Below are 21,503 nucleotides of genomic sequence, written 5' to 3'. Positions count from 1 at the left end.
CATTCCTGGCAACTCGGTGCACCAGGTGCCATCCGATCCGCGTCGACAAGCACCCGGCGAGTCTTGCTGTAGGTACAATCACGATGTTGTTGGTACAAAGGAGGTGTGGTGTGAGCACCGTGTCCGTGCGCGAGTTCTCCTACAACCCCAGCGCGATGTTCGCCCGCGTCGAGCAGGGCGAGACGATCGAGGTTACCCGGCACGGCAGCGTGATCGCCGTGCTTCTGCCGGGCTCGGGGATAATGGGCAGGTACGCGACCCTGGTCGCCAAAGGGGCTATTCGTCTCAAGGCGACCACCACCAGTGATATCGACCGGATCCCCAGGTACGACGTCCCGCCCGGTGTGTCACCCCTTGATCTGCTACTCGCCGACCGCGAGGAGGACGAGCGGTGATCTACCTGGACTCGTCCGCTTTGATCACACTGCTCGCCGGCCGTACCTACGCCACAGAGCTGCAGGACTTCCTGGCGGACCGGGCAGGTATGCCGATGGGAACCAGTTCCGTTGGATTCGTCGAGACGGTTCGCACCCTCGACCGGATCGGTGACTATCCGGATGCCATGGCGATGTTGGCTCGGGACTTCACCGAGATTCTGTTGACCGAGGAGGTCCGGGACTCTGCGGCAGCCCTCCCGTCAGGCATCCGGACGCTGGATGCGCTGCATGTGGCCAGTGCCCAAGGTCTCGGTGAGGTACTCGACGTGTTGGTCACGTACGACAAGCGGATGTCGGACATCGCAGCGTCGGTGGGCCTGCCGGTCGCGTCTCCGGGCGCCAACTGAGCCACCTCGCTGACGGGAGTGACGGTGTCCCGGACGGACGATCATCGTGATCAGAGTGGGCTCGCCGGCCGAGCCGGAGGTTCGGCTTGTTCGGCGGTATGAATGACGTTGCGGGCTGCGATCGCCACCGCACAGTCCGCAATCCGGCAGACCCGGCAGCGGCCGTCCGAGTCGGACCGGTGGTCACGGAGGATCGCTCGGGCGGTGAGGATCAACCGGTTGCGGATCTGGGCCAACGACAGGAACGGCCCGGTCATGCTCAGCTCACCCCGAGGGCGGCGGCGAGTCGGATGATCGTGGCCGGAGCACGCGGGTCGCGGGCCACCTGGGCGAGCACCTTCCGGGCGGCCGGCCGCTGGCGTACCTCAGCGGGTGCCATCCGATCCGCGTCGACAAGCACCCGGCCGGCGCTGACGGGGTGGTCGGCCTGGAGGTAGGCGCGGGCAGCGTCGACCAGGTGCGCCGCGCGGTGTTCCAGCGGTAGCCACCGCCAGGCGTCCCGCCCGGTCGTCCGCTCGTGCCAGAGGATTGCCTCGCTCGCATCGCCCAGGTCGAGGGCTGCGACACCACGGGCCAGGTCGACCGCCGTCGGCCCGAACGCGGTCCGGTGAAGGTCGTGGCCCTCGCCGATCTGGGCGGCCATGCCGGCGGCCTCGTCGATGAGGTCGGCGGCGGCCCGGTCGTCGCCCCGGCGGGCCGCCCCCAGCGCGGCCTGCACAAGCAACGTCCCGCACAGCGACAAGTCGCCGGGGGAACCGTCCTCCGGGGCGATCCGGTATGCCGCCGCCAACGTGGCGGACTGCGCCTCCCGCGCCCGCCCCGACGCGCGGAACACCTGCCCGAGCTGCACCGCGGCGGCGGCCACCAACACCCGATCGCCGGCCGCGGCGGCCATGGCCCGGTCCGCGGCCAGCCAGCCCAACTCGACCTCGCCGAGCTTCACCAGCAGCGAGGCGGTGAGCCGGTACGCCTCCACCAGCAGCGGACGCCCCCACCCGTCGACACGCCGCACGCCGGCCAGCACCCCCGGCACGGCGGCGATCACCTGCGGATACCGGGCATGCTGAAACATCACCCAGGCATGCTCGACGTCCCGGGCCAACCGGTCCGCCGGCAGCACCGGGCCGCGACCCGACGGCCCGATGTCGTACGCCGAAAGGGCCGCCCGGATCCGCTCCACGCCCTCGGCCCGCTCGGTGATCGCAGCAGGTTGTGCATCTTGGCCGAGCAGCACGGCGGTGTCGATCCGCAGGACGGCGGCGATGTCCCGCAACGTCGACACCTTGTCCAGGGACCGGACACCCCGCTCGACCTTGTCGGCCCAGGACTTCGACCGCCCGAGCCGATCGGCGAACACCTGCTGCGACAGCTTGCGTCGCCCCCGCAAGTAGGCCACGCGTCGGCCGACCGGCAGCAGTTCACTTCTGTTCACGCTGCCACCGCCGGTCCGGGACCGCCCGGGTGGTGTCCTCGGCCGGTATCCGCTCCGCCTCGGCCTGGGCGAGAAGCCGCTGCCGGGCGGCCTCCCGTTCCGCCGCCTGGATCTGTTCGCCCCGGTCCTCGCGCTCGGCCTTCCGTCGCCTCGTCACGACCAGCCCTCCGCGCGCTGCTGCCCAGCGAGGGTCAGCGAGCGCAGCAGGCCGGGGCGCATCGGGGTCATTCCGTGTCGAGCCATGGACCCTCCTTGAAGGTTCCTCCGGTTACCTAAATTAGAAGTCCAGAAAAGTAGGCTAGCGAGATGTTCCTGATTTGGGAACTCACGGCGTGTCGTCCGATCGGCGGTCGGAGGAGCGGCATACTCGCCGCATGGTCACCCCGACGATCCAGAGGCGTCGTCTCGGCAACGCCCTCAAGCGGGCCCGCGAGGCGGCAGGCAAGACCCAGGAAGAGGCCGCAGAGGTCATCGACTCGGCATCGAGCAAGGTCAGCCGACTGGAGTTGGGACAGTCCGGCATCCGGCTGACCGACCTGAAGCTGTTGCTCGACTTCTACGGGGTGACCGGCGAGGATGCCGAGCCGCTACGGGACCTCGCCCGCGCCGGCCGGCAGCGAGGGCGGTGGAGCGGCTACCGCAACGTGGTGCCGGACTGGTTCCGGCAGTACCTCGACCTGGAGGCGGACGCGGCGGAGATCCGCTGGTACCAATCCGAGGTCATCCCCGGCATCCTCCAGATCGAGCCCTACATCCGAGCGATCATCGAAGGTGAGGACGTTGGGGCGCAGACCGCAGTGCGCCTCGAACGACAAAAGGTGATCGATCGTCCGGACGGGCCGGAGCTGAGCTTCATCCTCAGCGAGTCGGCGCTGCGGCGCGATCTCGGTGATCGGGTAGCAATGCGGGAGCAGCTATCCCATATCGCCGCTATTACCAATCGTCCAAATGTGACTATCCAGGTCTTTCCCCTGGATGCCGAGACGTACGTGACAGCCTCGTACAACTTCATCCTCCTCCGCTTCGGGGAAGAGGTCGCCTCTGATGTCGTCTACCTGGAGACGTTCACCGACGCGGATTACCTCGACAGCCCCGAATCGCTCCGGTCCTACAATCGGTTGTGGGGCCGTCTTCAAGCTGCGGCCCTCGGGCCGGCGGAGTCCCGCCGGCTCATTCTGGGGATCGCGGACGAGATGAAGTAGAGGCTGACATGTCGAACCCGGACCTCGCCGGTTTGGTGTGGCGCAAGTCCACCCGCAGCGACTCCAACGGCGGCGCGTGTGTCGAGGTGGCCGACCTCCGCGACGGGGTGGCCGTTCGCGACAGCAAGGACAAGGCCGGTCCCGCGTTGGCCTTCGACGCCACCGGTTGGCGCACCTTCATCGACTCTCTTAAGAGCAACTAACCGTCCGTCAGAGGCCGAAGATCTGCCGGATGGGCTCTTCGACGTGATGCAGCTCGGCGGGTGCCAGCCGGCCGAGTAGTCGGAGCGGGCGAGGTTTGTCGACTCCGTCAGCGGCGATCGACGATTATCGCGACCCTGAGTAACTGCAAGGGACGAATCGGGCATCGATTACGCTGCGTTGCGCGGAGATGGCTAACCCTGTCGCCTCGCTCCACCTCTCGATCCGTAAAACCGATCCTGAACTGGGCGGATGCTCATGGCCCGGATCTACCACCCTTTCCCCTCCGGCTGCCTTTGCTCTGCAGCCACCCGCGCAGCGGGGACCGTGCGTTACCGCTGCGTCGGCGGCTGCAGAGCAAAGGCAGCAGAGAGGTACTTGTCTTCCGCCTCTTTGGCGACACACAGAGTGACGAGCGCTGAGTCCGGCGGGTAGGTGTCGGGGTAGGCCGGGGTCAGCGGCCGGGGTCAGCGGCCGGGGTCAGCGGTCTGATCAACACCAGCACGGCGAAGTGGCGGCATCGACCGCGCCCGGATGGCGCCACTTCGGCGAGGTGGTGGCGATCGGCCCACGCCCCGGGCAGAGGCAGAGGCAGGCGCGCCGGGGGAGCCCTCAGCGCAGTGCGGCGCGGGCGGAGAAGGCGATGCTGGCGAGCAGGAAGCCGCCGTTGACGACGGTGAACGCCACCATCACCCAGAACGCCAGCGCGGGCGCGAACACCAGCACCAGGCCGGCCACGAAGATCACCGCGCCGTAGTCGCGGACCAGCTTCACCACCCGGACCGGCAGCGACGTCGAGGTGACCATGCTTGCCGCGTTCGGGCCGGACTGCATCACCGAGGTCACCAGGTTGACCATCCAGGTGCCGGCGAAGACCGCCACCAGCCACACCGGCGTCGTCGGCCGCTGCGCCACTGCCGTGGCGGACAGAGCGGCCACCAGCGCGATCTGGGCGGCCACGTCGCAGAGCACGTCGATCCGGGCGCCGGCCGCGCTGCCCTGCCCGGTCACCCGGGCGAGCTGCCCGTCGGCGCAGTCGAGCGCGTACGCGATCTGCCAGCCGACCAGGGCGACCAGGCCGACCACCCAGGCCGGCACGGTGCCGGCGGCCACGTCGTCGGCGAGCGCGACCACGGCCACCGAGGCGGCCAGCCCCAGCACCAGGTTGGCAAGCGTCAACGCGGTCGGGCGCAGGCCCAGCCGCTGGGCGACGAGCGCGAACGCCGCCCCGATCCACTGGCTGATCGACTCGCTGAACAGGCCGCCACCCCGGTTGACCCGGTGGAAGTCGGCGACGGTGGGACGGGGCTCAGCCAAGGCGGTCGCGGAGGGCACCGGCGTAGTCTGCCAGCCGCTCCCGGGTCTCGGAAGCCGACATCGCCAGGTGTTCGAGGATGGTGTAGCGGTCCGGCCGGGTGGCGGGCGCGAACTGCACCGCCTCGACGAACTGGTGGTCGGTCAGCTCCACCTCGGCCGGCAGCCGGGGCAGCCCGTGCCGGGCCAGGCAGGCGGACATCTCGGCGAACCGGCGCTCGTCGCCGCGTAGGAACGTGCAGAACAACGCGCCCAGCCCGGCCAGCTCGCCGTGCGAGGCGGTGCCGGGAAAGAGCGCGTCGATCGCGTGCATGATCTCGTGGCAGCCGCCGCTGGACGGGCGGCTGGTGCCGCAGACCGCCATCGCCAGGCCGCTGGAGATCAGCGCCTCGGCCAGCACCGTGACGAACGCGTCGTCGGTCATGTCGCCCGGGTGGTTGAGCACCGCCTCGGCGCCGGCCCGGGCCAGCGACGCGGCCAGCCCGTCGACCGGCTCACCGCGTACCTGGCGGGCCAGCTCCCAGTCGGCGAGCGCGCTGATGTTGCTCACCACGTCGCCGATGCCGGCGCGGTTGTGCCGCTCCGGTCCGGCCTCCACGAAGTCCAGGTCGACGATCACCGCGATCGGGATGTGCACCCCGTAGGAGCCCTTCAGGCCCTCGGTGATCAGGCTGGCCACCGGCGAGGCGATCCCGTCGTTGGCGAGCGCGGTCGCCACCGTCACCATCGGCAGCCCACGCCGGGTGGCGGCGTACTTCGCCACGTCGATGGTCTTGCCGCCGCCGATGCCGACCACCGCGTCGTACGACCGGGCGCGCAGCTTGCCGCCCAACTCGTCGGCGGCGTCCAGAGTGCCCCCGGCCACGGTGAACACGTCCGCCGACCGCAGCGACGGCCGGATCAGCTCGGCGATCTTCTCGCCCTGCCCCGGCCCGACCACCACGGCGACGTCACCACCGGCGGAGATCCGGCCGTCGGAGAGGATCGACGCCAGGTCCGCCACCGCGCCCCGCCGCACGTCGATGTGCAGCGGGGTGAGGACGCTACGGGCTAGTAGCGGCACGCGATCTCCCGCGCCCGGGCCAGGTCCTCGTGGTTGTCGACCTCGACCCAGGAGACGTCCCCGATCGGCGCCGCCCGCACCTCGCCGCCCCGGTCGGCGAACTCCTGGTAGCCGTCCTCGTAGTAGAGGTTCGGGTCACGCCGCCACGTCGCCTCCAGCGCGTCGGCGAGCGCGTCGGCCACCTGCGGCTCGATCAGCGTCGCGCCGATGTACTCGCCGTACGCCTCGCCCGGGTCCATCAGCTTGGTGATCCGGGTGAGCTGGCCGGCGGCGTCGAAGGTCGTCTTCATCTCCTCCTCGGCCAGCGGCTTGAGCGTGTCCACGGCCAGCAGGACGCCCGGCCCGCGCTCGGCCAGCAGCGTCTTCTCCACGCTCACCGGGTGCACGGTGTCGCCGTTGACGAGCAGCACGCCCCGGGAGAAGTGCTCCCGGGCCAGCCAGAGCGAGTAGGCGTTGTTCCACTCCTCGGCCTTGTCGTTGTCGACAAGCGTGATCGTGACGCCGTACTTCTCCGCCAGCTCGGCCTGCCGCTGCCGGACCGCGTCGGCCGCGTAGCCGACCACGATCACGACCTCGGTCAGCCCCACCGCGGCGAGGTTGCGCAACGCGATGTCGAGGATGGTGATCTCCCCGTCGACCGGCACCAGGGCCTTGGGCAGGGTGTCCGTGTACGGCCGCAGCCGGCGCCCCGCACCCGCGGCGAGCACCATCCCGATCATGCCGACACGCTCCTCTTCTCGACCGATTCCACGAGGCGAGGATAACGTCGGCAGCCCGGCGCTCCGGGTGCAGCCCGTGATCGCCCTACAGCCCGATCGACCGCAGCGCGGCGAAGCCGTCCGCCAGGATCCGCCGGATCATCCCGTCGTTCACGTCCCGGTGCTCGTCGAGCAGGGCGATGTCCCGCTCCGCCAGCCAGCGGAACTCGGTGTGCTCGGTCGGCTCCAGGCGGGGCCGGCTCAGGTCGCCGTCCACCCGGACCAGGAAGTCGGTCTCCACCCGAGTCAGCCCGTCGTCAGCGGTGTAGCGGTATTCGCCGACCAGGCCCAGCACGTGCGACACCGTCCAGCCGGTCTCCTCGGTGACCTCCCGGCGCAGCGCGTCGTCGATCTCCTCACCCGGCTCCAGGTGACCGCCGGCGATGTCCCAGCAGTTGGGGAAGAGGCGTCGCCCGGGGGCGCGGCGCTGCACGAAGATGCGGCCGTCGTCGTCGACGATCAGCGCGCCGGCGCAGCGGAGGGGGTCGGTGGGCACCCTCCGACCGTAGCCGTCCGCGCCGTCTCGGGCGATGCCCCTTCTTGTCCCGGTACGCATCGATGGCCCACCATGTCCGTACCCAGTCGCCGTCCCACAGGAGTGATGTGTGATGCAGGTACGGGAAGCGATGTCCAACGAGGTTCTCGTGGTCGGCCCGGAGCACACGCTCCGCCAGGCGGCCCGGATGATGTCGGCCCGCGGTGTCGGGTCGGCGGTCGTGATCGACCCGGACTCCGAGGGAGTCGGGATCATGACCGAACGCGACGTGTTGAAGGCGATCGGAGCCGGGCTCGACCCGGACGTCGAGCGTACCGCCGCCCACCTGACCTGGGACGTCGTCTACGCCGGCCCGGACTGGACGATCGAGGAGGCGGCTGCGGCGATGGCCCGGGGCGGGTTCCGCCACCTGGTGGTGCTCGACGGCCGGGAGGTGGCCGGCGTCATCTCGGTACGTGACCTGATGCGGGTCTGGGCACGGGAACACGCACCGACCCGCGCCTGAACGGGCGATGGCCCGGCCGATACCGGCCGGGCCATCGTCGTGCGGGGTGTCGCGGTCGTGCCGTCCCGTCAGGGGCCGACGAAGACCGCGGTGCCGCGCCAGTCCACGTCGTCGACGGTCGGACCGCTGAGCACCGTGGCGGTGTCGGTCGGCACGCCGTCCGACCACGCCATCGAGGACAGGCTGCCGGTGCTCCGGGAGACGACGTAGAGCTTCTCGCCGTCCAGGATCAGGCCGCCCGCGTCGGCGAAGGCGGTGGTCCCGGCGACCGTGAACCGCTCCGCGCCGACCGTGCCGGTGTCCGGTGCGAACCCACGCCAGAACAGGGTGCGCTGGCCGGCGAGCGTGTAGTAGACCCGGCCCTTGGAGTAGAACATGGCCGTCACGTTCGGCAGCTCGGCGGAGAAGTTGACAGTCATGCCCGCGTACGTCGAGCCCTCGGGCGCGGAGCCGGTCTCGATCAGGTCCCACTTCTCGTCGTGGTACGGGTCGAGCTTCTTCGGGGTGCCGAACTCGGTGCCGTCGAACGAGCGCTTGTAGAGGTTGCCGCCGACGCCGTAGAACAGGTCACCGCCGACCCAGAACGCGCCCTTGACGCCCGACCAGCGGGTGTCGTCGGGGTTCGGCACCGACATCGCGGTGCCGACCTTGCTCGCGCCGTCGTACGACCGCTTGGTGATGCTGTCGACGGTGGTGGCCGGCGGCACCGGCGGCAGCTTGACGATCTCGATGCCCTGGACCAGCGGGTTCTCCAGGACCCGACCGAAGTCGATGTCGATGTTGCCGTCGCTGGTGACCGAGAAGGCGCGCATGGTGCCCTTGTTGGTGGCGCCGATCGCGGCGATCGGGTCGAAGTTGCTCAACTTCAGCACGCCGTCGACGCTGACGTTGAACTTGCGCTTCCCGGCGGTGGAGGTGCCGTTGTAGCGGTTGGCGAGGTAGAGCCGCACCTGCACCGGGGTGCCGGCCGGCACCGGGAAGTCCCACTGCATGTCCGGTGCGGGCGCCTCGTCCCAGCGCTCGCTGTTGAACACCTCGACCGGCGTGTCCGCCGGCACCGTGGCGTCGAACGAGGCGTTCGTGCCGTACGTCAGGACCTGGCTGCCGGCGTTGTGGTATTCGCTCGGCGCGGTCGGGCTGTCACCGGCCCAGGCCGGCCCGCTCGGCGCGGCCAGCTCGGCACCGCCCGCGTTGACCCGGTAGAGCACGTCCGAGGCATCAGGCGTCGGCGCGGTCTTGACGATCTCGATGCCCTGGATCAGCGGGTTCTCCAGCTCGCGGCCGAAGTCGACGTCGACCACGCCGTCGCTGACCACGGAGAAGGACTGCATCGTGCCGCGGTCGGTGCCACCGGCGACGGCGACCGGGTCGAAGTCGTTCAGCTTGAGCACGCCGTCGATGCTGACGTCGAACTTCCGCTTGCCGACGGTGCCCGTCCGGGAGTAGCGGTTGGCCAGGTAGAGGCGGACGTCGACCCGGGTGCCGGCCGCGACCGGGATGTCCCACTGCATGTCCGGCGCGGCGGCCTCGTCCCACCGCTCGCTGTTGAACAGCGTCGTCGGGGTGCTCGCCGGGACGGTGTCGTCGAACGTGGCGTTCGTGCTGTACGTCGACACGCTGTTGCCGCTGTTGTGGTGCGGGCTGGGCGCGGTGGTGCTGTCGGCGGCCCAGTCCGGCCCGCCGTCGGTCGCCGGGATGGCCGGTCCACCGGCGTTGACCCGGTAGAGCACCTCGGTCTGCGCCGCCCGACCGGCCTGGTAGATGTCGCCGGGCAGGCCCTTCGTGCTGGTCGAGTGCGGGGCGTTGCCGCCGTCCAGCGGGAAGAAGGCCAGCCGCTTCCGCTGGAATTCGCGGTTGCCGATGTATTCCTGGTCGCTGCCCAGCCAGAGGCCCTGCGGGGTGACAAGCATCTCGGTGACGCCGTAGCCGCGCGGGTGGCGGCCCGGGTTCCAGGACAGCGGCAGGCCGCTGACCGGGTCGAGCGCCGCGATGCTGGCCCGCGGCACCGCGCCCGGCCCGGCCTTGTCGCGCCCGAGCGGGTTGTTCGACCAGCGGAAGTGACCGCCGACGTAGACGGCCTTCTCGCTGATGCCGACGGAGAGGAAGGTGTCGCCGCCGCTGAAGTTGGTCCAGGTCGGCTTCTGGCCGGCGCCGGTGGCGTCGGTCTCCCAGCGGGCCGCCGAGTCGCAGAGCGTGCCCGGGAACGAAGCACCGGTGGTGCCCACCACGAAGTACTTGCCGTCCGGCGAGAACTGCACGTCCCGTACCCACGAGTCGAACGCGCTGTACTTGCAGGCGCCGGAGTAGCTGTCGGTGTTCCAGTCGGCGACGGTGGCGGAACTCGCGCCCAGGTCGATCCGCACGATCTGGTCGTGCACGACGCCGTCGGCCTTCTTGAAGTTGCCGATGACCACGAGGTGCTTGCCGTTCGGCGAGACGGTCATCTTCTCGACGCCGACGCCGGCCGAGGCGCCGCCGTTGGTCGCCGTCCAGTTGTGGTGCTCGGTCAGCGACACGGTGAGGTAGTCGTCGACCGCGCCGGTCTTCGGGTTGAGCGAGGCGAGCCCGGCCCGGTCGGTGGTCGCGGTGACCGTGCTGAAGATGCCGCCGACGAGCAGGTGGTCGTCGATGAGCGCGAGGTCGCTGACCGCGCCGTTGAACGCCGGGCCCTTGAAGCCGTCGATCGGGGTGCCGTCGGCGACGTTCAGCAGCACGAGCTTGCGGAAGCTCTTGCCGTCGACCTTGTTGAACCCACCGGCGAGGTAGACCGTGCCCGGCGTCGGGCCGGCGATCACCGCGGTCACGTCGCCGTCGAGCAGCGGCGCGAACGCGTTGTCGATCTTGCCGGTCGCCTTGTCGAAGGCGAGCACGCCCCGGCGGTCGACCGGGGTGGGCGACGAGCCGCGGTTCTGCGCGTTGGTGAACGAACCGCCGACGATCACCTTGCTGCCGGCGTCGTAGATGGCCACGACGTTGCCGTCGTTGATGTTCGGCGTCTTGTCCGACGTCGCCTCACCGACAAGCGTGCTGTGGTCGGGTGCGACCGTGGCCGCGGGCGCGGCAAGTGCCGGCACCGGCGTGAACAGGGTGGCGATGCCGAGCACGGCGGCGCCGAAGGCGGACACCGAGCGGTGTCTCAGGAACGAGGAAGGCACAGGCTGCTCCGGGGGGAACGTCGGAGGCGCTGCGGTCGTGGCCGGTGCCGACGTGAGGTGGGGTTACCCGGCCGACCGCAGACGTGAGAGCAATACTTTCTCGCATCCGGCCGCCGCGCGTCCACCCGGGATCGACCTTTTTGGCCGAGGAAGCGGACCGGGTCGCACGAAAAGACGAGGGATGATCACCGATTGCCTACGGAGGGTGGCGCAGCGGAAACACTCAGGTCAGGCATGGGCGGGTTGAAGTATGGGTCGGTGGCCATCTCCCGGAACGCCGCCTGGCTCTCCGGGTCGGCGCCGAACGTGCTGTCGTACAGCGGCTTCTCGGTCTGCCGGGCCGCGAAATAGAGCACCGCCTTGATCTGCGGGTGCTTCTTCAGATAGGGACCGACCTCGCGCATCCATTCGGCCCGCTGCCCCGGGCGGCCGTCCTGGGTAAGCCCGTACTCGCCGATCACCACCGGCCGCGGGTGCTTCTTGGCGAACGCCATGAAGTGGTCCATCCGGTTGCTGAAGCTGTTCCACTCCGGGCTCGGATAGACGTCGGTGCAGAGCCAGTCGACCTGGTCGTCCCCGGGGTAGTAGTCGGCGGCCCGGCGTTCGGGCTCGGCGAACCCGTCGGCGTGCGGGCACCACGTCCAGGCCGCGTTCGTGACGCCGACCTCGGTGAAGATGGCCCGCACATGCTTCCAGGCGGCGACGTAGTCCTCCGGCGAGTGCATGCTGGCGGCCAGGTTCGGCCGGTCCATCTCCCACCGGTAGCGCAGCAGCACCGGCACGCCGAACGCCTTGACGTCCTGCGCCCGCTGGCGGATCAGCGCGTCGTAGACGCCGCTGACCGTCGACCGGGTGTCGGTGCCCTGCCAGGAGATCATCTGGAGCTTGCCCTGGGCCTGGAACGCCCGCTCGGTCGCGCCCGGGAACGGCTCGTTCCACTCGTGGAACATGTGCGCGATGGCGAGTTGGCCGCCGGCTGCCTGGTTGAAGGCGTCCCACGCCGACGCGCGGCCGGTGGCGTTGTGGAAATCGGGCTTCACCCAGGCGCCCACCCAGGCGCCCTTCTCGGGCAGCTCCGGCCCGCGGCCGGTGGTCTGGACCGCACCCTTGCGGGGCGTCACCGTGGGCGGTGGCGGCGCCGCAGACGTCGCCCGATCCGCCGGATCCGGCGACCCGGAGTCGCACGCCGCGACCACAGGTGCCAGACAGGCCAACGCGATCAGGGTCGCCATCGTCCGTCGAAACCGTCGTACCACCGCAACCTCTCCCCAGGATGGTCACCGCCGCACGGTCGTCGACCCGAGGGGCTCCACGTCAACGGAGCGGCACGCCGGGTCGGGCGGGCGACCCCTGGAACTCTACCCGTGGACGCGCGCTCACGGGTGGTAGTCGAGTTCGGTCAGCAGCGGGCCCGCCTGTGCCAGCACGTCAGCCAGGTCCTCTTCGGTCAGTCGCTGCCGCCACCGTCCCACCGAGTTGGGCCGGGCCTTCGCGAACCGGGCGTGCAACGCCTTCCGCCCGGCCGGGTCGCCCACCTCCAGGAAGTCGGCGACGACCTCGGCCGCCTCGGCCGGACGGCGCACGACGTCCTCGTAGCGCAGGTGCCGGACCCGATCGGCGGGCAGCTCGGCGAGCTGGGTCAGCGCGCTGCCGGTGAAACGCCGCCACATCCAGGCGGACCGGCCCAGGTCGGAGACCCGGCTGAACTCGTCGCGCCGGTCGGGCTCCACCCAGAAGCGGGGTGCCGCGCCCCACGGCGTGCCGCCCCGGCCGCTGCGCCCGGTGCCCGTCGACGCGGCGTTCAACCAGGGCTGCTCCGCGTGCGACACGGCGACGTCCCGACCGTCCCGGTAGACGTGCAGGAAGACCGCGTCCGGGAAGACCTCGGCCAGGAACGGCACGATGAAGCAGTTCTCCGGGTCCTTCTCGGCGAACCGCAGCCCACCGTGACCGGACGCGGCGAGCAGCGCGCCGTAGTAGCCGCGGAAGTAGCGCGCAGCCCGCTGCGGCGACCAGCTTCCCTCGTAGACGCAGCGGGCGACCGCCTTGGTCAGCCGGGGCTCGTAGTGGTAGGAGACGTCCGGCAGCGCCCCCACGCAACTGCCCAGGAACGTGGTGCCGGAACGCGGCGCGCCGAGAATGAAGATCGGCCGCTCCACCTTCAGCGTGAACCTCCGGTTGCCGGACTCCACCGGGCGTTCTAGGTCCCGGCGCTCCTTCCGGTCGGCCAGCAGGCCGACCGCGGCGAGCTTCGCGGCCTTCACAGTGGACAGCCCGGCGTGCGGGGGGAGGGGGGAGTCGCTCGTCATCGAAGGTCCCATCGGTACGCAGGAACGGGTCAGGACTGGGCGGCCGGGTCCGCCCCGGCCCGGTTACGGCCACGGCGCAACGCCCGCAGCGCGTCGAGGTGCAGGGTGCGCCGCCAGCGCCACACGCCGGCCAGGTAGGCCACCGTGCCGGCGACCGTCACCAGCGCGAGCACCGCAGGCGCGGCCCCGAGCAGGCTGGCCACCCCGAGCGGCAGGCCCAGCGCGACGACCGCGAGCGCCATCGCGGCCCGGGTGCCCGCGCCGAACGGGTGCAGCCGCATCGACCACCAGAGCTGGGTCAGCGGCACCAGGTTGGTGACCAGGATGGAGACGGTCCAGGCCAGGGCGGCGCCGAGGATGCCGTAGCGCGGGATGAGCACCAGGTTCGCCACCACGTTGAGCACCGTGCCGCCCATCGCGTTGTAGAACGTCCACGCGGTGCGGCCGGCCATGTTGAGCACCATGTCCACCATGCCGCACCCGGTCGCCACCAACATGGTCAACGCGAGCAGGACCACGACCCGGCGGCCGTCGGCGTAGCCTTCGCCGAACAACGCCAGCATGGGCACGGCGAAGGCTGCGAAGATCAGGTACGCCGGCCAGGAGAGCAGCACCAACCAGCCGGTGGCGGCCTGGTAGAGCTGCCGGGCCTCGGCCCGGTCGTCGCGGGCGAAGGCGGCGGCCAGCCGGTGCTGCACCGTGCTGGAGAGCGCGATGCTGGAGAGCTGACCCAGCACCAGGAAACGGGTCGCGGCCGTGTAGATCGCCGCGTCCGCCGGCCCGCGCAGCGCGCTGAGCAGCACGATGTCCAGCCGCTGCACCACGATCGCGGCCACGCTGCTTACCGCGCGCGGCCCGGTGAACCGCCAGAACGGCACCCACAACTCGCCCGCCGGGACCGGTCGGGTCACCTGCCGGCCGGCCCGGCCGACCAGCCGGCCCAGCCACACCAGCGCGACCACGGCGGCGAGCAGGTAGGGCACCACCCAGGCCAGCGGCAGCGCGACGGTGGCGGAGAGCCCGAGCCAGGCCGCGACCGCCACGGCCAGGAACTGCACCAGGGTGCGGCCGAGCCGCTCCACGGTCAGCAACGGGCGCATCTGCCCGAAGCCGCGGCAGGCCGCGAGCGCGTAGTCGTTCAACGCCGCCAGCGGCACGAACGTCAGCAGGATACGCAGCGCGGTCACCGCGTCCGGGCCGGCCTCCGGCATGGTCGCCCGGGCCAGCGCCGGGGCGGCCAGCCAACCGGCCGCGCCGAGCAGCACGCCGACCGCCAGCACCGGCAGCAGCCCGACCAGGATCGTGCCGCGGATCTGGTCCCGCCGGTCGAGCGTCCGCTGCCGGCTGACGAAGTAGACGGTGCCCACGTCGGTGCCGAGCCGGGCCGCCGACGCGGCGATCATGAAGGCGCTCGTGGCCGCGAAGAACATGCCGGCCTCACGGACCGACCAGCCCCGGGCGATGACGATGTTGAGGCCGAAACCGGCCACCGCGGCCAGGCCCACCCCGACCAGGTTGGCGAAGCCCTGCCGGGCCACGCCGCCCAGGCCCGCGCCCGGAGCCGGCCGGACCGCCGGTAGGACGACCGTGGCGTCGGCGTCCGCCCGGCTCACCGCCGCCACGACGGCACGCGTCCCCACCAGGAGGCCAGCCGCTCGTCGTACGGGGCGAAGTGGTCCTCCAGCCGGGCCCGCAGCTCGGCCGACATCGGCGACCGGGACCGCGAGTTGTGCTTGCCGAAGGCGATGTCCGCCCAGCGGGGAATGTCGAGGAAGTCGCAGACCGCGTCGAAGGAGGGCCGCGGGTCGGCGAAGAAGTCGTCGCTGTCGATGACGTGCAGCCGGTCCCGGCCGACAAGCGCCTCCAGCCGCTCCACCTGCTCGATGTAGCGGCCCCGGGCCAGGTAGGAGTTGTGTTGCAGGTGCTCGCTGTGGTAGTTCGGGTCGGCGGTCATCCGCTCCCGCTCGCCCGCCGTCCGCTGCTCCTCCAACGCCAGCGCCCGCTCGAAGTCCGCCTCGGTCTCGTAGCCGCGGGCCAGCTCGTGCGAGTGCGCCGAGTAGGCCCGCTCCACCGGGTCACGCAGCAGCACCAGCAGCTTCACCGAGGGCAGGTCCTTGGCGATCCGCTGCCCGGCCAGCGGGTGGAACATGTAGTAGGGGCTCGACTCGCCGCTGATCCCGCGTACGCCGAGCTGCGCCTTCACCGCCTCCGCCTTGCCGGTGGTGGGGAAGTGCCCCAGATACCAGCTCATCCCCCGGCGGTAGTCCATGTCGAAGTAGTGCACGCCCTTGTGGTAGGCGGGCGGCAGCACACCGGGGTGCTGCGACAGCGTCTTGAACAGCGAGGTGGTGCCACACCGCTGCGCCCCCACGATCAGGAATCCCGGCACCATCCGTGAACCCGCGGTCAACCGACCGACCGTCCGGCTCACCGACTTCACCGCGCGGAGCGCCTGCTCCCTGGCCACCGTCACGTCCCCACCCCTCACTCTCACCCGGCCCGGCGGGCCAGGTGCTCCTCCACGGCGGGCAGCAGCCAGGTGTCGACATGCCCCAGTCGCGCACCCGCCTCCGCCTGCCGGTCCCGCAGATAACGCGCCGCCAGCTCCACCAGATAGAGCACGGCGACCAGGTCGGCGCTCCCGCCGGCGGCATCGAACGGCGCGAGCGTCCGGTCGGCGCCGGCGATCAGCGCCCGGGCCGCCTCGACCGGCTCCACCCCGTCGTGGCTCATCGCGCCCTGCACCGCCAGGTGCAGCGCGTCGTAGCCGGCCGGCACGTCCGACTCGAACCGCTCCCAGTCCCACACCAGCACCCGGCCGTCGGCAAGCACCGCGCTGTTACCGCCGTTCCAGTCCCCGTGCCAGGCGCCGAAGGCCACCACCGGGTCGGCCTCGGCGACCGAGGCCAGCACCGCGCGCAGCCGCCCGGCCTCCGGCCGGTCACCGAGCGCGTCCACCGCCGCGCCGAGCCGCGCCGCGTGCCCGCTGGCCGCCCACGACTCCCGGCGTACGCCGAGGCAGCCGGCCACCGCCACCATGGCGGCCCGCTCGGCCTCGGCCGCCACGGCCGGCGCGGCCCGGGGCAGCCGCACCGGCAGCGCCTCCTGCACCAACAGCGCGTGCCCGTGCCACTCGCCGTGGTGGCGTACCCCGGCCAGCACGACCGGGCCGAGCGGCACGCCGGCGAGGCGGCGCAACGCGGCGGCCTCCGCGTGCACCAGGGCACGGGTCAGCGGGTCGACGCCGAGCTTCGCGTAGCCGAGGGCCCGGCCGTCCGGCGCGAGCAGTTGCAGCACCGGCTTGCGGTTGGCCCGCGCCGGCCCGATGTGCAGGCTGACAAGCGCCGGTTCGCCGAGCACCTCGGTCAGGTAGGCGTCCAGCCCGCCGCCGTCGACGACCAGCCGGTCGCGGAACACCAACGGCCCGAGCCCGAACCGGAACGCGGTGGCCAGCCCTTGCCGGACCAGCTTGGCCTTGCGGCCGACCGCTTCGGTGGAGTGCCGCACGGCGCCGGCCGCGGCCCGGCCCGAGCCGGTGGGCACCAGCAGCCGCGGCCGGGCGGCCGACGGCACCACGACCCAGCCGTCGCCGCCGCGGCGCAGGGCCGGTTCGGCCGGTTCCGGCCAGATCAGGCCGGCCAGCTCACCGAGGTAGGCGGAACGGCCGTCGCCGTCCGGGGGTACGAGGAACACCATCAGCGGTCACCGGCAGCTTCCAGTCGGGCCCGTAGCCCGGCGATCGTGCCCCGAGGTGGCTCCGGTGCGAGCGCCCGGCGCTGCCGGTCGTTGCGGGCCAGCAGGGCTACCGAGATCAGGGCGTAGGCGAGGGTGGCTTCCAGTGCCCCGTAGGTGAACTGGAAGAAGAGCATCAAAATGATCACGAGCGTACCGGCGATCCCGATCGCGCTGTGGTCGCGCCGGTATCGCCAGAGGCTGTAGAGGAAGAAGCCGTTGTAGGCGAGCGCGCCGACCCAGCCCTGACCGACGAGCAGCGCCCAGAGTTGGCCGTTGCTGCCCAGCTCCCGGTTGCCGCACTGCTTGCAGTCGTCGGACTTGCCGATGGCGATCGAGCGGTTGCTGCCGATCAGCGCCCGATTGCCGCCGTAGCCGAGGATCGGCGAGTGGTTGGCCGCTTTCATCGCGCCCTCGGACAGGGTGGTGCGGATGTCGTCGCTGTGCCCGTTCTGGAGCCGTTCGTCGAAGGTGCGGCCGAGCGGGGTGGCGACGATCAGCACGCCGATCAGCCCCACCGCCAGGGCGAGCCCGCCGAGCACCACCATCCGGCCGCGCAGCGCGAGCCGCAGCGCCACGTACGCCGCGGCGATGCCGACGCCGATCCAGAGCCCACGGTTGAGCGAGTAGATGATCGGGAAGATCGCGGCCAGGGCGATCGCCACCCCGGCCGTGCGGCGCAGCGGCTTTCCCAGCACCACCCAGCCGGCGACCAGCCAGACCAGCAGGATCGCGGTGTTCTCCCCCCACGAGTTCGTGTAGGTGAACGGCGCGGACGGTCGGGGCGAGCTGGCCTCGCCCTCGATCACCTGCTGGACCTGGGCGAACTTGACGTCCATCAGCGAGGCGACGAACGGGTGGGTGGCGATCGAGTGCGGCAGGACGAAACGCAGCGGCGCGACGAAGCCGAGGGTCGGAAACAGCGAGCCGATCCAGCCGCCGACCACCACCACCACGCCCATGAACCCGAAGAGCCGGATCATCCGGCGCCGGGACAGCTCCCGCTCGCTGAGGTTGTAGACGTAGAGCATCGCCACGGTCATGGCGACGAAGTTCGCCAGTCGGATGCCCCAGCCGAGGTAACGGCCGCCGCCACCACCGGGCGGCAGCGTGTCCGGGGCGGTGAGCCCGAGCGTCGACGCGGACAAGAACAGCCAGAGCAGCAGGATCAGCCAGATGCCGAAGCCGGGCGGCACCCGGACCGGACCTCGCCGGGCCATCTGCACCACCATCGGCACCGCGAAGATGATGAAGACGAAGCTTGACACCCCGAGCGCCCACCACACCGGCCAGAGCAGGAAGAGGGAGATCAGCGGCCACGCGGTCGGCAGCCGCCACGACCAACCCTTCGGCCGGAGCCGGACCGGCGGGAGGCGGCTCCCCTCGGGCGGCGCCACCGCGCCGAGCGGCACCGACCCCCGCGCCGGGCGGGGTGGGGTGACGGTGCTCATTTCACGGTGACCTTGGCGGTGGTCGGCGCGTAGATCACCCAGGCGTTGCCGGGCTGCGGGTGCAGCAGGTCACCGCCGACGTCCGCGAGCGTGCAGACCATCCCCAGGCCGGGCTTGCGCCACCGGCCCTTGGCGCTGTTCGGGCCGGACACCGCCACCACCGCGCCCTCACCGAAGACGTTCGCCGACGGCAGCGAGCGGAACGACGGCTTCCGCACCTCGAGCGTGCGGTATTCCATGGTCAGCACGATCACCGAGACCGCCGTCACCGTCGTCTTGCCGACCTTGGTCACCCAGAGCGACTTCTGCTTGTCGTATCGCCAGGTCATCGGCGGGCCGCCGGAGACGGTGACGGACAGTTCGGCGGCGGGGGCGAGGTCCCGGGCGGCGAGCGCGTCGCCGTTCGTGGCGTGGTCCAGGGCCGGCGTGGGCGGCTGACCGCCCTTCGGGGCGGCCTTGAGCAGCGCGGCCGTGGAGGTGTAGTCGCCGCTGAAGACCTTGCCCCCGTCGTCCGGGGTCACGCCGTCGAGGTCGGAGTTCTCGAACTGGCTGAGGAAGCCGGTCGGGCCACCGTCGTAGCCGACGAACGGGCGCAGCACCGAGACCGACCGGATGTCGACCGGCCGGATCTCGGTGACCGGCCCGATCTTGGCAGCGTCCCTGGAGTGGAACACCGCGGTCAGGTGCAGCGTGTCCGACTCGGCGAACTCGGTGTAGACCAGGTCGGCGGCGTCCAGGCCGGCGGGGGTGGTGGCGGGGCTCACCCGCAGCGGCACCGCGACCGCCTGGCGGGTCGCCGCCGCCGCCGTGCCGACCGGCGCCCCGGTCAACGGGCCCGCCGGCAGGCTCGACGTCGGGCTCGGCGCGGCCGACGACGTGGTCACGTCGCCCGGGTCCACCACGTTGGCGCTGCCCGGCTTGGGCTGCGGCTCGCTGCACCCCGCGCCGACACCGAGGACGACGGCCGGCGCGAGGGTGGCGCGGAGCATCTGCCGGCGGTTCACCCCAGGTCCTCGCCGGAGTCGATGGCGTAGCTGCGGCCGTCGCCCTCGCCCCGGGAACGGTAGGTGCCACCGGCGCCGTTGACCGGCGTCGGCTTGCCCGGAGCGCCACCCTTGGCGGGGGAGGCCGGCTTCGCCGACCCGGCGGCCGGACCGGAGCGGGACGACTGCATGCGCGGCAGCACCATGGTCGACTCGGCGGACGGGCCGGGACTCGGGCGGGACTTGCCCCGGTCGGCCGGGTTCGCCGGAGCGGTCCCACCGGCCGACGCGGCCGACGCCGCCGGGCGGGTGGCGCCGCCGGGCGGCGCGGGCAGGCGCGGCGCCAGCACGGCGCCGATCACCGGCGCGTTCACCTGCTCGAACTGCTGGAGTGCCGCGGTGATCTCACCACTGCGGGTCTTGCCGGCCTCGGCCACCATGATCACCGCGTCGACGTATCGACCCAGGGCCTGGGCCTCCACGGCGTAGGTCGGCTGCGCCGTCTCGATCAGCACGTGGTCGAAGCGCGCGGTCAGCTCGTGCAGGATCTCCAACAGGCCGGCGACGGGCAGCTCGACCTCCGCGTCCAGTTCGCCCGGGACGAGCACCCGGAGCTGGCCGAGCCCCGGCACCGGGGCCAGCGCCTTGAGCGCCGGCACGTCCCGGCGGAGCACCGAGGCGAGGCTGTGTCGCCCCTCGGCCACCCCGGTGATGCCGCTCAACGCCGAGTCCGGCTTGGTGGTGACCAGCGCGACCTGCGCGCCGGTGCGGGCGTACGCGGCGGCCAGGTTGGCCGCCACGAACCCGGCGGCGGCGCCGGCCGAGCCGTCGCAGAGCAGGAGCTGGCGACCGCGCCCGGCCTGGGCCGGCTCGGGGACGGCGGAGAGCAGCACGTTGCGCAGGCGGCCCAGCTCGCGGGAGACCCGGTGGGTGGCGGGGAGCACGGAGAGCGACGGCACCCGGGACGTCAGCTCGAGCAGCAACGGCAGGCCGACCCGGTCGGAGATGTCGCGCCCGCGCCGGATCCGGGTGTCGAGCCGGTCGAGCACCAGCGCCAGCACGATGCCGAGCAGCAGGCCGGCTCCCATGCCGCTGGCCAGGTTCAGGGTGCGGTTCGGCGAGCTGGGCCGCTCGGGCAGCCGGGCGTCGGAGATGATCTCGCCGGGGTCGGAGGCGGTGGAGACCAGCGGGCTGAGCCGGTTGTTGAGCCCGCTGAGCTGATTGGTCAACACGTTGCGGTCGGCCTCGGCGCGCTCCCGCTCCGGCGAGTTGGACGGGGACGCGGCGATCCGCCCGGCGACGGCGCTGAGCTGCTTCTGCACGTCGGCGATCTGCTGCTTGAGCGCGTTCGTCTCGTTCTCCAGCGTCTTCTGCGCGGTGGCCTTGCGCAGGTCGAGGTAGGCCTGGGCGAAGGCGTGCGAGCCCGCCTGCGCCTGGGCCGGGCTGCCCGCCTCGTACGCCACCTGGAGGATCTGGCTGTTCGGCGGCACGCTGACGGTCACCGACTTGACCAGCACGTCGCCGCCGGTGTCGACCTTCATCAGGCCCTTGGCCCGCTCGGCCACCACGAGCGAACGGACCACCTGCGCCTCGGTGTCGAGGTTGACCTTGGCGTTCGGGTTGCTCTCCGCTCCGGAACCGAGCGGGCGCACCAGCAGCGACGTGGTCGAGGTGTAGCGCGCCTCCTGGAGCTGGCTCACCGCCAGGCCGCCGGCCAGGCCGAGGAAGGCGGCGAGCAGCAGGATCCACCAGCGGCGGCGCAACCAGCCCAGGTAGGCCATCAGGGCAAGACCGTCGGCGTCGCTCTCGGCCAAATGGGGTGAGGGCATCAGAGTCTGTCGCTCCCTTTCGACCGAGCCGGGCAGTCCACGGCACAGCTGGAACTGACCGTGACTTCGAGTGTCCCCGATCCGAACGTTGAGGGAAAGTCTGCTCACGTTCCGGTAAGCCTGCCCGGGTGTGGGCAGCCCGCGTAGAGATGGCCGATCGGAGCTGGCCATTCGGGCGGGTACCCGGCGGTGGGCCCGACCTGCCCCCGGTAGTCGACGTCGCCGCCGGCTCGCGTGCGGAGCGGTGACGGAATCCTGACACATCCGTCGCGGCGCGGTCGGCCCGGCC

General features: G+C 71.6%; 20 protein-coding genes. 5 read left to right on the top strand and 15 right to left on the bottom strand.

The window, feature by feature from the left end; genetic code table 11:
- The first annotated feature begins 110 nt into the window (after positions 1–110).
- Together O7613_RS25130 and O7613_RS25125 are read left to right on the top strand one after the other, a co-directional pair.
- Complete coding sequence (locus O7613_RS25130; protein ID WP_282290312.1) at positions 111–395, top strand: type II toxin-antitoxin system Phd/YefM family antitoxin; 285 nt, start codon at positions 111–113, stop codon at positions 393–395.
- Positions 392–784, top strand: a complete 393-nt coding sequence (locus tag O7613_RS25125) for a type II toxin-antitoxin system VapC family toxin (protein ID WP_282290310.1) — start codon at positions 392–394, stop codon at positions 782–784. Before O7613_RS25130 ends, O7613_RS25125 begins: the two co-directional genes overlap by 4 nt.
- 259 nt (positions 785–1,043) lie before the next feature.
- On the opposite strand, the gene O7613_RS25120 is transcribed toward O7613_RS25125, so the two are convergent.
- Entirely contained in the window at positions 1,044–2,216 is a 1,173-nt protein-coding gene (locus O7613_RS25120) for a helix-turn-helix domain-containing protein (RefSeq protein ID WP_282290308.1), read from the bottom strand.
- Positions 2,203–2,373 carry a hypothetical protein gene (locus O7613_RS25115; protein ID WP_282290306.1) on the bottom strand — a complete coding sequence of 57 codons (171 nt, stop codon included), beginning with the start codon at positions 2,371–2,373 and terminating at the stop codon, positions 2,203–2,205. The genes O7613_RS25120 and O7613_RS25115 overlap by 14 nt, the downstream gene beginning before the upstream one ends.
- Positions 2,374–2,590: 217 nt before the next feature.
- Here O7613_RS25115 and O7613_RS25110 point away from each other — a divergent pair, with 217 nt between their 5' ends.
- Together O7613_RS25110 and O7613_RS25105 are read left to right on the top strand one after the other, a co-directional pair.
- Entirely contained in the window at positions 2,591–3,418 is an 828-nt protein-coding gene (locus O7613_RS25110; RefSeq protein WP_282290305.1) for a helix-turn-helix transcriptional regulator, read from the top strand.
- A gap of 8 nt (positions 3,419–3,426) precedes the next feature.
- Positions 3,427–3,621 (top strand): DUF397 domain-containing protein, encoded by a 195-nt coding sequence (locus tag O7613_RS25105; RefSeq protein ID WP_282290303.1) that lies wholly within the window; start codon positions 3,427–3,429, stop codon positions 3,619–3,621.
- A 610-nt stretch (positions 3,622–4,231) separates the two neighbouring features.
- Here O7613_RS25105 and O7613_RS25100 read toward each other — a convergent pair.
- The 4 genes from O7613_RS25100 to O7613_RS25085 form a co-directional block, all read right to left on the bottom strand.
- Positions 4,232–4,954, bottom strand: a complete 723-nt coding sequence (locus O7613_RS25100) for a CDP-alcohol phosphatidyltransferase family protein (protein WP_282290302.1) — start codon at positions 4,952–4,954, stop codon at positions 4,232–4,234.
- Positions 4,929–5,996: an iron-containing alcohol dehydrogenase family protein gene (locus O7613_RS25095; protein WP_282290300.1), complete on the bottom strand. Its 1,068-nt coding sequence runs from the start codon at positions 5,994–5,996 to the stop codon at positions 4,929–4,931. The genes O7613_RS25100 and O7613_RS25095 overlap by 26 nt, the downstream gene beginning before the upstream one ends.
- Positions 5,984–6,715 carry a phosphocholine cytidylyltransferase family protein gene (locus O7613_RS25090; RefSeq protein WP_281585908.1) on the bottom strand — a complete coding sequence of 244 codons (732 nt, stop codon included), beginning with the start codon at positions 6,713–6,715 and terminating at the stop codon, positions 5,984–5,986. The genes O7613_RS25095 and O7613_RS25090 overlap by 13 nt, the downstream gene beginning before the upstream one ends.
- Positions 6,716–6,800: 85 nt before the next feature.
- Entirely contained in the window at positions 6,801–7,250 is a 450-nt protein-coding gene (locus O7613_RS25085; RefSeq protein WP_282290299.1) for an NUDIX domain-containing protein, read from the bottom strand.
- 112 nt (positions 7,251–7,362) lie between these two features.
- Here O7613_RS25085 and O7613_RS25080 point away from each other — a divergent pair, with 112 nt between their 5' ends.
- On the top strand, positions 7,363–7,755 hold the full coding sequence (locus tag O7613_RS25080; RefSeq protein WP_281585910.1) for a CBS domain-containing protein: 393 nt from the start codon (positions 7,363–7,365) through the stop codon (positions 7,753–7,755).
- Between the two features lie 68 nt (positions 7,756–7,823).
- On the opposite strand, the gene O7613_RS25075 is transcribed toward O7613_RS25080, so the two are convergent.
- From O7613_RS25075 to O7613_RS25035, 9 genes are all read right to left on the bottom strand, one after another.
- A complete protein-coding gene (locus tag O7613_RS25075) occupies positions 7,824–10,880 on the bottom strand; it encodes a malectin domain-containing carbohydrate-binding protein (RefSeq protein WP_282290298.1) in 3,057 nt (1,018 codons plus the stop codon).
- 215 nt (positions 10,881–11,095) lie between these two features.
- Positions 11,096–12,142: a glycosyl hydrolase gene (locus O7613_RS25070; RefSeq protein WP_282290297.1), complete on the bottom strand. Its 1,047-nt coding sequence runs from the start codon at positions 12,140–12,142 to the stop codon at positions 11,096–11,098.
- 144 nt (positions 12,143–12,286) lie between these two features.
- Positions 12,287–13,219: a sulfotransferase gene (locus O7613_RS25065; protein ID WP_282290296.1), complete on the bottom strand. Its 933-nt coding sequence runs from the start codon at positions 13,217–13,219 to the stop codon at positions 12,287–12,289.
- A gap of 29 nt (positions 13,220–13,248) precedes the next feature.
- Positions 13,249–14,832 carry a flippase gene (locus O7613_RS25060; protein WP_282290295.1) on the bottom strand — a complete coding sequence of 528 codons (1,584 nt, stop codon included), beginning with the start codon at positions 14,830–14,832 and terminating at the stop codon, positions 13,249–13,251.
- Positions 14,829–15,692, bottom strand: a complete 864-nt coding sequence (locus tag O7613_RS25055; RefSeq protein ID WP_282290294.1) for a sulfotransferase domain-containing protein — start codon at positions 15,690–15,692, stop codon at positions 14,829–14,831. Before O7613_RS25055 ends, O7613_RS25060 begins: the two co-directional genes overlap by 4 nt.
- Before the next feature lie 17 nt (positions 15,693–15,709).
- Entirely contained in the window at positions 15,710–16,915 is a 1,206-nt protein-coding gene (locus O7613_RS25050) for a hypothetical protein (RefSeq protein ID WP_282290293.1), read from the bottom strand.
- The gene (locus O7613_RS25045) at positions 16,915–18,402 is read right to left on the bottom strand and encodes an O-antigen ligase family protein (protein ID WP_281585917.1); all 1,488 of its coding nucleotides are present in this window, start codon (positions 18,400–18,402) and stop codon (positions 16,915–16,917) included. The genes O7613_RS25050 and O7613_RS25045 overlap by 1 nt, the downstream gene beginning before the upstream one ends.
- Positions 18,399–19,406, bottom strand: a complete 1,008-nt coding sequence (locus O7613_RS25040) for a DUF3048 domain-containing protein (protein WP_281585918.1) — start codon at positions 19,404–19,406, stop codon at positions 18,399–18,401. Before O7613_RS25040 ends, O7613_RS25045 begins: the two co-directional genes overlap by 4 nt.
- Positions 19,403–21,214, bottom strand: coding sequence for a Wzz/FepE/Etk N-terminal domain-containing protein (locus tag O7613_RS25035; RefSeq protein WP_281585919.1), 1,812 nt, complete (start codon positions 21,212–21,214; stop codon positions 19,403–19,405). Before O7613_RS25035 ends, O7613_RS25040 begins: the two co-directional genes overlap by 4 nt.
- Between the last annotated feature and the right edge of the window lie 289 nt (positions 21,215–21,503).

It is taken from the genome of Micromonospora sp. WMMD975 (assembly GCF_029581215.1).
Taxonomy (GTDB): domain Bacteria; phylum Actinomycetota; class Actinomycetes; order Mycobacteriales; family Micromonosporaceae; genus Micromonospora.
Note: the sequence above shows the minus strand (reverse complement) of the source record. Positions and strands in the feature narration are given on the sequence as shown.

Bases quoted from the DNA above. Each gene is read 5' to 3' on its own strand.
- O7613_RS25110 (WP_282290305.1), top strand. From the start codon at position 2,591: ATGGTCACCCCGACGATCCAGAGGCGTCGTCTCGGCAACGCCCTCAAG.
- O7613_RS25105 (WP_282290303.1), top strand. From the start codon at position 3,427: ATGTCGAACCCGGACCTCGCCGGTTTGGTGTGGCGCAAGTCCACCCGC.
- O7613_RS25090 (WP_281585908.1), bottom strand. From the start codon at position 6,715: ATGATCGGGATGGTGCTCGCCGCGGGTGCGGGGCGCCGGCTGCGGCCG.
- O7613_RS25080 (WP_281585910.1), top strand. From the start codon at position 7,363: ATGCAGGTACGGGAAGCGATGTCCAACGAGGTTCTCGTGGTCGGCCCG.
- O7613_RS25070 (WP_282290297.1), bottom strand. From the start codon at position 12,142: ATGGCGACCCTGATCGCGTTGGCCTGTCTGGCACCTGTGGTCGCGGCG.
- O7613_RS25065 (WP_282290296.1), bottom strand. From the start codon at position 13,219: ATGACGAGCGACTCCCCCCTCCCCCCGCACGCCGGGCTGTCCACTGTG.
- O7613_RS25050 (WP_282290293.1), bottom strand. From the start codon at position 16,915: ATGGTGTTCCTCGTACCCCCGGACGGCGACGGCCGTTCCGCCTACCTC.
- O7613_RS25045 (WP_281585917.1), bottom strand. From the start codon at position 18,402: ATGAGCACCGTCACCCCACCCCGCCCGGCGCGGGGGTCGGTGCCGCTC.
- O7613_RS25035 (WP_281585919.1), bottom strand. From the start codon at position 21,214: ATGCCCTCACCCCATTTGGCCGAGAGCGACGCCGACGGTCTTGCCCTG.